Origin of the sequence: Moorena sp. SIO1G6 (assembly GCF_010672795.1) — a bacterium.
Taxonomy (GTDB): Bacteria; Cyanobacteriota; Cyanobacteriia; order Cyanobacteriales; family Coleofasciculaceae; genus Moorena; species Moorena producens.
This window is the reverse complement of sequence record NZ_JAAHFZ010000076.1, coordinates 17618-27934: the sequence shown is the minus strand read 5'-3', so window position 1 is coordinate 27934 and position 10317 is coordinate 17618. Positions and strand designations below refer to the sequence as shown.

Annotated in this window: 7 protein-coding genes; 2 read left to right on the top strand and 5 right to left on the bottom strand. The window is 41.7% G+C overall.

The features are described 5' to 3' along the window. The first annotated feature begins 208 nt into the window (after positions 1–208). Positions 209–1291: a tetratricopeptide repeat protein gene (locus F6K63_RS33225; protein ID WP_009149084.1), complete on the top strand. Its 1083-nt coding sequence runs from the start codon at positions 209–211 to the stop codon at positions 1289–1291. Between the two features lie 100 nt (positions 1292–1391). On the opposite strand, the gene F6K63_RS33220 is transcribed toward F6K63_RS33225, so the two are convergent. Beyond that, entirely contained in the window at positions 1392–2282 is an 891-nt protein-coding gene (locus F6K63_RS33220; RefSeq protein WP_009149086.1) for a DUF6753 family protein, read from the bottom strand. A gap of 336 nt (positions 2283–2618) precedes the next feature. Here F6K63_RS33220 and F6K63_RS33215 point away from each other — a divergent pair, with 336 nt between their 5' ends. After that, the gene (locus F6K63_RS33215) at positions 2619–3425 is read left to right on the top strand and encodes a hypothetical protein (RefSeq protein ID WP_287247520.1); all 807 of its coding nucleotides are present in this window, start codon (positions 2619–2621) and stop codon (positions 3423–3425) included. Positions 3426–3810: 385 nt separating this feature from the next. On the opposite strand, the gene F6K63_RS33210 is transcribed toward F6K63_RS33215, so the two are convergent. From F6K63_RS33210 to F6K63_RS33195, 4 genes are all read right to left on the bottom strand, one after another. After that, positions 3811–5505, bottom strand: a complete 1695-nt coding sequence (locus F6K63_RS33210; RefSeq protein WP_009149089.1) for an ATP-binding protein — start codon at positions 5503–5505, stop codon at positions 3811–3813. Between the two features lie 406 nt (positions 5506–5911). Beyond that, the gene (locus tag F6K63_RS33205) at positions 5912–7435 is read right to left on the bottom strand and encodes a hypothetical protein (RefSeq protein ID WP_009149091.1); all 1524 of its coding nucleotides are present in this window, start codon (positions 7433–7435) and stop codon (positions 5912–5914) included. Between the two features lie 4 nt (positions 7436–7439). Then, positions 7440–7772: a hypothetical protein gene (locus tag F6K63_RS33200; RefSeq protein ID WP_287247518.1), complete on the bottom strand. Its 333-nt coding sequence runs from the start codon at positions 7770–7772 to the stop codon at positions 7440–7442. Positions 7773–8354: 582 nt separating this feature from the next. Continuing rightward, positions 8355–10301 (bottom strand): type IV secretory system conjugative DNA transfer family protein, encoded by a 1947-nt coding sequence (locus F6K63_RS33195; protein WP_131826891.1) that lies wholly within the window; start codon positions 10299–10301, stop codon positions 8355–8357. Positions 10302–10317 lie beyond the last annotated feature (16 nt).

The window sequence follows — 10317 nt, the reverse complement described above, 5'->3', positions numbered from 1 at the left end:
TGTCACCAACATATTCATGGGGGCAAGTCGAAAGACTAGAATATCTAGGAGCCGGATGAGGGGAAACTTTCACGTCCGGATTTGAAGGAGAGGTGCCCTGGGTAATACCAGGCATCGACTCTAATGGAATATATGGCAAAGGATTTTACTCGATTGCGCAAACTTAGAAAACTACAAAACTCTTGATGATCCGTAAGAGGCAATAGGAATGGAGAGCCGGTTGCCGTGTGATGACAGCGAATATAGGGAGCGTCTAGTAGAGGCAGCACGCCAAACTTTCGTTCCTACATTACCTGACAACATTCCAGATAATGTTCATGACCTTGCGTCAAACCATCGCACCGGTGAAGCTGCTCAACTTTTAGAGAAAGGGATTGAGCAGCACCAGCGATGTCAATTATCCGCAGCAAGACAGTCGTTTCAAGAAGCACTAGCAATGTATGCGCAATTGGCAAATAGACGGGGTCAAGGAAAAGCTCTGAGTGGTATGGCCCTGACTGCTTATTCCTTGGACAACTTTCAACAAGCCATAAAATATAGTAACAAAAGTCTTGCGATCGCAAAAGACATCAAAGACCAGCGTCTTGAGGGCCAGGTTTTGGGAATTTTGGGAAATGCCTACCGTCACCAAGGAAATCACCTCAAAGCCATTGACTATGGTCAAAAAAGCCTAACTATTATGCGGCAACTCCAAGACCGACTGGGAGAGGTGACTGCCTTGAACAATCTAGGATTGGCCCATAAGGCACTAGGGGATTTGCCCCGAGCAATAGCTTGCCAGCAACAGAGCCTCTATGTTGCCCAGAGTCTTGGGTTACCGCAGCTGGAAGAGCGAATTCTGAGAAATCTTAGTAACTCCTGCTACTCCATCGGTGATTATGCTCAAGCTATTGACTATTACGAGCAGCGTTTTGCGATCGCACAGCAGATGGGTGATCTTCCCCTAGAAGGACAAATTCTGGGCAAGTTGGGTAATGCTTGCTTGGCACTAGGAGATTATATTCAAGGGATTTACTATATTCAGCAGCAATTGCTCAAAGCTCAACAAATAGGTAATCGCCGTCTAGAACAACAAGCTTTAGGTCGCTTGGGAAAGGCTTATGATGCTTTAGACAATTATGGCCAAGCGGTTGAATATTATGAACAACGTTTGAGTATTGCCCAAGCCATCGGTGACCGGAAGGCAGCAAAAAAAGCCATAGCTAGTCTGAAAGCCGCTTATTACTCTCAAGGAAACTACACTAAAGCTATGGAGTACCATCAGAAAAATTTAGCACTCACTAATCCATAAGAGAAATGGTACTTCTGGTCGGGATAAGGCTCGTACTTATTAGCCATTACCAAAACACCGACACTGATCTCTATCAAAATAGCGATAAAATAGGGTTCACTTATTTATTGTCGTCTATATACTTGCGCTGGCTCGGAGGGGCGACCCAAAGTAGACAATAGCCGCTAGTGGCTTTTTTTCCCCCAAAGTTTAACCGGATTCCTGCCTCTATGGCATCCTTTTGACACTCTAAGTTATCCAAATAGCCCGCATTCCATTTGGTTATATTTCTGGCTAATTTGCCCTCTTTACTGATTGCCCAATTTAAGGTAGCTGCTTCGTCTAGGGTTAGTTGTCTAGAACCATTGGGGTCTAATTTTGGTTGACTTAACTCAGATAGCCCCCAACCCGCTCCTAGTCCACAAACCAATGACAAAACCACAGCTCCACAAATGGCTGTAATGTTTGTAAAAGGAGATGCCTTAACAATCGGAAAATCCATTGACCCTTTGGGTGGATAGGAACAGGGCTGTCTTTCTGACTTGGATTCTATGGTTACTTTTGATTGCTCTATGGCAGACGCGTTCGCCTTTGGCGCGCTCTGAAGAGCGATCGCTTTAGCAATTTCTTGGCGCTGAATATCCACGGTGGATTGCCCCACGACATCAATCATCTGCTGGATATCCTTTTCCCAACTTCGGAATAACTGCTCTAAGGATTTAGGAGTATCTGCTAACATTGTTTCCAAACTGGACGTTGCTACCAAAAATAGGAATAGCGGGTCATTAGCGTCCAATTCTGTCGCAACAACTAAATCTAAAATTTTTGCCTTAAAGCTATCGGAACGTCCTTCTAACAGCTTTTCCAATAGAGAGTAATCCGTCTTATCCCTCTCGTCAATTAAATCTGACAGACTTTCAGGTTGCTTGATGTGGGAGAGGTTTTCTTGAGAAAGATTACTTCCTACCATTTCCCTAATTCCTTGTTTGCTTACTTCTTTATAAATAGCCATAAAATTCGATAATAACAAGATTTGTAAATATTTGTTACATAGAGACGTTAAAATCCTGAAACGATAAAAATTCTCTGAAAAAAGGAACGTTACTATAAGGGGTTATATGTACATAATCAATCCGTTGCTCTGCTTAGAGAGTACTACCAAGAAAGAGAAACAGTCAAAAACTTGAACAGGTTAAATCAGTAAGCATTCAGCAGTTAGCTAACGCGCTACGCTCAGGCTGACTGCACCTCAAGTAGCGTGGCCTACGGCCAATAGCTGTTGGCGTAGCCTGCGCGTAGCGCATATGCTTACTTAAATCAAGGGATTTAGAAGAAGGAATTTATGGCTATGACCCACCTAATTGCTCAAACTCATCACACTGATCCTCAGATAATTGATGATGATTTTTTGGATTATCCCCACGTAGATCATATCTGTCTTCAATTAGAGGAAGTCACCCTAGGAGCTTATAGCCTTGATAACCAAATTGTTTTTAGCTTACGGCAAATGTCTATACCGATTAGACAGTCTCCAAGACAAGCTCAACAATTTCTTGAAGAAAATGGCTATCAAAAATTATGGGTTACTACTCCTTCCCAGAGAAACTTGACTGTTTATCCTCTCAACAGCTTACTGGCTTATTGGAAATATTTAGTTTCAGACAATCTCATCCCCCCCTACCTGGATAAAAATCAAACAGTTTCCTTAAAGCAACTCATTGAACAATTAGAGAAAGACCCAAATCAATTAATCCAACCAAGGGTAAACTTAATTAACCAAGATTCAGATTTGCTAAAAGCAACCCCGACTAGGATTACAATTGGTCAATCCCAATTAGAAATATTAAAGACAGAGGATGATCAGGAGTTTCGGGTTAGTTTATCCGCTGCCATGGATGCCATAGGCTCATCGGTTGCTTTACTGGTGGGAATTATTAACTCAAGGAGAAAACTAAAAAAATTGAAAGCCAAAGGTTTTTCGGGTAAGATACTATACTGTTATACAGAAACTCAAGGGATAATGAAAACTATGAGTTTAGGAGATTGTCTTCATATTTGGGAATACTTTGCCCTGAAAGGCAATACTAAAGCTGTCTATCTCCTATCGTCTTGCAGCAAACTGGGGATAAATTCTCTGCTGGAATTTAAGTCTTAATCAGCAGTTATAGCAAGGAAAGTATAGTTTAGGACATAGTATTTTGTTTTCAAGGTAACAGGGTTCCCCCCTAACCCCCCTTAGTAAGGGGGGAAGGGAACAGGGAACAAAATATGTCTTAACCTTTACTTCGACTGCTATATTTAAACCTAATCAAGGTATAAAATTCCTTGATTAAACTGGTTGGTAATCGGTAAGGCTTAAGTGTTAATGGGTAATGGTACGAGAGTAATCACAATTACCCATTACCCATTACCCATTACTCATTACATCGGATTAGATATCAGATTAAGTCCGGTTGAATACCCATAATAAAGAAGATTGATGGGGAGATAGTGTGCTGTAAAAATTGGTATTAAGGATAATTATCGGGACATGATATCACTTAAGACCCAACATTTAATCGTTCTCCCCACAAGGTAGTTATTTCCCTAGCAAAAATTGATTTATCTGGTGAAGAGGAAGGCTTACAAACCCCTTCTGCTCGATTTTCCATTGCTAAAACTCTCTCGGTATCCTGAGAATACAAGGGAGTCATTGCTTCTCGCTGCTCTAATAGATTTTCCAATTCAATTTTAAAAGGAGTTCTCTGACCTTGATGGAACACTCGCTGCACTGCTGATTCTACAATGGCACGAATTTCTGCTCCAGTACATTTTCGTGTCGCACTCAATAATCGACGCCATTGTTTTTCTGTTAATGGTCCATTTCCCTCCCGATAACGAGGATCAAATCGGCTAGCATGGAGTTTAAAAATCTCAAACCGCTCAATCTCTTTGGGAAAACCGACATAAAACAGTTTGTCAAATCTGCCAGCACGAGTTAATTCTGGAGGCAAAGCATCTAATCGGTTGAGAGTTCCAATCACAAATGTGGGAGTTGTTTTCTCTTGCAACCAGGTTAATAGAATTCCTAGAATTTGTTTGGTGTTATTTGTTTGGGAATCAAAAAACTTGTCCAATTCATCGAGAAACAAAACACAAGGACTCGCGGCCTCAACTCGACGCAAGAGTCGTTTTAAATGGGTTGGACTACTACCAATTACTAAATCCACTCCCATGCTAATTAAAGGAAATCCTAAGGTTTGAGCACAGACTTTGGCAGCAAAGGTTTTTCCTGTTCCTGGAGGACCAATCAATAGCCATCCCTTGGGCAATGGAATCCCATAAGCTCTGGCTTGATCAGAAAAATCTTGTTTCACCCATTCCAAGGCTTGTTTCAGTTTATCTAATCCCCCAAATTCCCCAACATCAGGTTTGAGGAACTCTAAACCAAATCCTTTGAGTCTGTGAATTTTGTAATTGATTAATTGCTTGGCTAGCTCTGATTGAGATTGGGCTTTGTTGACTGCTATATGAAATTGCTTGCGTTCGCCTTTGGCGCGCTCTTCAGAGCGATCGCTTAACAGGCAAGACACTATGGGGGCGTATTTATTTTTTTTCGCCGCCAGTTTGACTGCCATCCGAATTTCTTCCGGAGTCAATCCCCCGATAGACCGAGCTAGTCTGTCGTCTAGAGGTGTTTCTTGGTCAGCCAAACCATATTCTACTAAATGAGTTTTTAATAATGCCGTGACTTCCTTGGGTTCTGGGAAAGGAAATTCGGCAGCAGGAATAATTGAGTTTAAAATTCGAGGTAACTCATTCTCCCCCGTATCCAAAAGAATTAGAAACTTATCGCTTGAGAGACCAAAGTTGTAGAGAACATTAGACAATGAGGTTCTGATGGTTATGGTTTGCCCACTGTCAGCACTATCGAGTAAAGACGGTAAATCTTCTAAGATAAATAGAGCTTTACCAGAATAGGCTTGACAAAAATTCAACACTTCAACAACCTGTGCAAATGGCTCACGCTCTTCTAGGACATTAACCATTGAACTTTCTAAGGTATCATAATTTCCATCCCATTCAATTTTCTGAAATCCACGACTAGCTAAATTCCAGAGGTAAACCAGGAATACTCCATGGTGAGTAAGACTCTGACAAATCCACCTGAGTACATTGTGTCTTTCAATCAAGGGAATTCCTATAGATACTGCTCCATAGCATTCTAATAATGTCCCAACTTCGGGTATATTCATTTTCAAGCAAACGTTATTGATTCAAAATGAAATTATAGCAATCCTAAATAATTTGTGAACAATACTTCCATTTAAACTAGTCTTTGCTAAGAAAGTAATGAGTCCTGAGTAAGGTAAGCATTCAGCAGTCAGCAGTCAGCAGTCAGCCTTTGGGTGATAGCTAATAGCTAATACATTATAGCTGATGCATTATAGCTTATAAATTATAGCTAATACATTATAGCTTATACCTGTTCGCGTAGCGTGGCCATTGGCGTAGCGTGGCCTACGGCCAACTTGGCCTTGGCTGATGGCTGATAGCTGATAGCTGAATCCTTACTGAGTAAGACCTGTGACTGTTCACGAATTATAGAGGATTGCTAGATCAGGTTGTTTATTGTTGAGGGTTAACAGTTAACAAAAAGCCTTACAAAGATAGCTCCTTTGATTTCTGTTTGAGATTAATCGGTTCCGAGAAAGGTGTTTTAGCTGGCGGTTGAAAAGCCTGTCCATTGCTTGAAGCTAGTGCTGTTAAACTGGAGTGAGCAAAGGGGTTAGGAGCACCTAGGCTTTGAGATTTTAGAGACTGCACTGATGATCGAGAGGGCTGAACTAGTCGTTGTGGCGCTTGGCTCATTAAAGGTTTTAAGGCTTGCTCAAAGTAGGATAAATCCCGTTGTGTCATCTGGGACATAAATTGTCCTTTCTGCTGTGAAAAGATGGTTCCTCGTCTGTCCTTAGCCGCAATTGTGATATCGCCATTGGGAGTTGCTCTCCAGTTATAGTTGAGTTTACCTTCAACCTGGACAGTATTTCCTTGTGATTGGGCATACTCGACCAATGTATCTGCAACTGCCTTGACACGGCTAAAGTAGTCAGCCTCAGAAGCTCCTAATTGCCGAAACTTTCCCTCAGGTTTCTGTCCCCAATCTAACTGCTTTTTTACCTGTGAAATTTCTTGATATTGCTGTTCATTGAGTTTGGGTTCTCCCTGTACAGTGACCCCCATAGCACCAGCGCGAAACTTTATCAATTCCTTACCTTTTTTGTCCCTCATTGCATAGGAATTATCCTCGCGATGAATCGTATACTCTGCTGATTCATAGGTATCTTGTCCTGGTGATGCTTGAGAATTGATTAAGCGTACTAAGGTAGCAGCAGCTTCTTTTTGACGGGATGTTTCATGGTAATTAGACACAGCATTTTTGAATTTTTCCACTTTTTCTGAAATCGGTGAAACAACCTTTTCCCACCAACTCGGCTGCTTGGATTGAAGCATTCGGGCTTCAATCAATTCAGATAGAAACTCCGATTGCATAGCTTCTTGTTTTTGTTTTTGAGCACTACGAAGCATACGCATCTCATTAACCTGGCACTGCAAAAACTGCTTTAGTGGTGTATTCTCTAAAGCCTGCACTGAGCGTCGTACTGAATATAATCCACCTCTGGTTTCAGTATTAGCTTTTACGGGTTGGACTTTTGGTTTTAAAGATTGGTTTTGTGGTTGAATTGGACTAGATATCTTTTGTTTTTGCCCCTGTAGCTGTTGTTCATCAAAAGCGTTAACCTTTACCACACCTTCATCATTAGTTTGTAAAATAACGATTCCATCCAATTCTACTTTTTTATTGGTGACTCCAATCATCTCTCCTACAGATGACTCTTTGGCTAAAGTCAACTGACCAATGATGTCTGAGTTCAAGTCATTGACCAACTTATCTCCATCTTTACCATAGACTACTTTATCCTCATCGGTAATTTTAATTTCAGGCTCTTGATTACTATTGTATACCTGACCATTGAGTTGTTGAGCCTGTCGATTTTGTTCTTGCTTTTGCTGCTGCTTTTGCTTAAATGCTGCCAGTCCACTTGACCATTTGGAAATGACACCTTGGTATTGTCCTTGTAAAGATGATACATAGGACTCACTGACTATTGTTACTTTTGCCATGGTTTTAAACTCCTAATGCTCCCAACCCTAAGGCTCCAAAAATTGCTGCTCGGTGCTGCAAGTTCTGAGTGCGATCAAGCAAAATATTTTTTCCTCGATAAAACACGCAAAGCTGTCCATCAAAATACCAAGCATTGTAGTCACTGACCTGATCCTTGTGCCTAGGCATTTCATAGGGTATGCCTTTGGACACCACTACGCCAGCTAATAATCCATATTGATCAAAAATCTCAATCACATTAGGAAAATAGTCGATGGGTAATGAGGGTAGATCGGATACGTTATTTGTTGCCTTATCTAAATCATCTACAGGATTTATTTTATAGTTAGAAAACATGGCTTCCTCCAATTACACAATTTTAAAGTTATCAGATGGCAACTTACCCTTCACCGAACGCCAAAGGCGAACAACCTGCAACCTGCAACCTTCAACCTGCAACCTGTAGGGTGCATCTCATTGTCTTGATGCAATAGCGAGTGGGGGAAACCACGGCAAAGCGCGAGTGGTTTGAAGTTACCGTAAGACAGGCTCGCCTTAATCAATGGAGGCGCGCTTTCCGCTTGAAGAATTAAATTACGGGGTCGCGCCTCAAGTTTTAACCCTTTTTTGCATAACCTACCAACCATAAAGGCTCAACGTAATCAGGTTTCGTCTCCGGGGGAACCCCCAAGACCGCGCTGCCTCCCCTGTTCCGAAGCTGCATCGCTTTTACTGTTTGACCCGGTGGGTGGAATGGGCATCTTGCCCGTTACAATCGAACGGGCTGTCCCAACCCGGGCGTTGAGGCGGAAAATGAGGGCGAGCCCGTCTTATCACGCACCCTACGCAACCTTCAACCTGCAACCTGCAACCTGCAACCTGCAACCTGTAACCTGTAACCTGTAACCTGTAACCTGTAACTTCTATGAAAGTAACTCATTAAAAACTTCCTTCCAGAAGGTCTGGTGAGACATCTTGATCAGATAGACGTGGAGGCCAATGAGAAGTTGCCGTGGATGACATAGATCCAGATTTTGGGATTAGTGCTGGGGTAGGAGAAAATGATGCTGGTGCTTGTCTAGCTCCATCTGTTGGCAATGGAAATAATTGCTCTACTAATGCCATTCTCTCCTTAAGTTGACGCACCCTTTGCTGATTAGAAACTCGGTGAGATGCTCTCTTGACTTTAATTAAATGCTCTCGAATACTCTCCCATAAATTTTCTGACCACTCCTGCTCTTTAAGATCAGATTCAGGAATTTGAATTTGTTCTAACAAAGGCACATAGCTTTCTTTGGCTCTTTGATAAGCGGGATTGATGATCACTGCTTTACCAGTAGGTAATTTAATAAACTGAGCGGGCTCTAAAAGTGGTCGCTTGTTTTTTTGATCGGATTTAGAGTGAGAACTGCCCCCTGTACCACTACTCTTGGATTTGGATTTGAAATGAATTTGAAACTCTCCTAATAGGTCAGAGAAGGTTTTAGCGGAGTCTGGATCTTGGGGATTAAAGATGAACTTTGTAGCTGTACCTCCTAGAATAGCTCTGGTCAGCTCTTTGCCATACCTGTTTTCTAATTGTCCTAAGTTTTGATAGCCTAGAATACCACAAAACCCATCTTCTCGGTTTTCATTTAACCAGTTTACCAGCTGGGGTAAGTACAAACTTGGTAGCTCATCTAGGGAAACAACTAGAGGGTCTGTTCGAGGTTTAATTCGGGATACATTTCGGTTAATTACCATATGGAGGATTGTTGCTAATAGTGGTCCGACAATATCCCGGTTATTTCGATCTAACCCAAAGACGATGAGTTGTTTTCCTTCTAAATCTAAAGGTAAGGTGGTTTTTCCGCAAAATGCTCCCATAAAGTCTTTTTTCAAGAATTTTTGGAAGGTTCTCTGAGCAATTCCGATAATACCGGCTACGGTTTTTTCACTTTCTTTGATGCTAATGATTTGGGATAGGGGGCGAGTGGTCCAGACATTTAATTTCTCCTGGGAAGCAAATTCCAATCGGCTAACTAGGTCAGGCAAACTTAAAATTGCCTGTGCTGTCATTATATCACAATATCGCTGATTTTCTACTAAGGTACCAACTGCCTTTGTTAACAAAAAGATTCCTTCGACTAAACTATCACCCGCATCTTCAAAGAACTTATCACCACTGGCTTTTCCGCCAGTTAAATCTGTATTTCGGTTAATGACTTGGGCGATTTGACCGGCTGCGATCGCATCTTCTTCATCTTTGAGTAAATCCAAGGGATTACAGACATCTGACTCGGGAAAACCAGGGGCAAAAATATGTACGTTATAACCTCTTTTTAAAGCATAACCCACAGCTCGTTTTGCTTGCGCTGGATATTTGAAGTCATATATAATTGTAGGAAATCCTTGGTCAAGGGATGAACGAATTAGAGGGTCACAGACTGAAAAGGATTTGCCTGAACCACTGGCTCCAATGGCGGCAATTCCTCGTTGGGCATCGGGAAGATATAAGGACTCGGCAGCAGGCTTAAACCAATTGAAAGCTTCAGGTTTCAGTTGCTTTTTCAATTTCCCCTGCTTTATCCATTCTTGCTCCTGACGCTTCTGAATGTCTTCGGGAGTGCCGACGTAGAGAGCAACGGAGTTTCTGGAAAGATTAGCCATCTGTGCCTGAGCTTTTTTACGAGCAGCTTTTTTCTCCTTTTTCCCTCCCCAATAACCTGTAGCTAATTGACCTTTCTTGCCATCCGGTATTATCGCTAGCAAACCCAAAGCTATCAAACAGCTGGTGATGGTGATTCCCTGATTAGTTTGGGAAAAATCTATAAGATTTTCTTTGGTAAGTTGCTGATAAATTAATCCCGGAGGTAGACTAACAACATGATTTGGAGTCTGTTTCATTTTTTTTTTAATTGAA

Bases quoted from the DNA above. Each gene is read 5' to 3' on its own strand.
- F6K63_RS33215 (WP_287247520.1), top strand. From the start codon at position 2,619: ATGACCCACCTAATTGCTCAAACTCATCACACTGATCCTCAGATAATT.
- F6K63_RS33225 (WP_009149084.1), top strand. From the start codon at position 209: ATGGAGAGCCGGTTGCCGTGTGATGACAGCGAATATAGGGAGCGTCTA.
- F6K63_RS33200 (WP_287247518.1), bottom strand. From the start codon at position 7,772: ATGTTTTCTAACTATAAAATAAATCCTGTAGATGATTTAGATAAGGCA.
- F6K63_RS33210 (WP_009149089.1), bottom strand. From the start codon at position 5,505: ATGAATATACCCGAAGTTGGGACATTATTAGAATGCTATGGAGCAGTA.
- F6K63_RS33205 (WP_009149091.1), bottom strand. From the start codon at position 7,435: ATGGCAAAAGTAACAATAGTCAGTGAGTCCTATGTATCATCTTTACAA.
- F6K63_RS33220 (WP_009149086.1), bottom strand. From the start codon at position 2,282: ATGGCTATTTATAAAGAAGTAAGCAAACAAGGAATTAGGGAAATGGTA.
- F6K63_RS33195 (WP_131826891.1), bottom strand. From the start codon at position 10,301: ATGAAACAGACTCCAAATCATGTTGTTAGTCTACCTCCGGGATTAATT.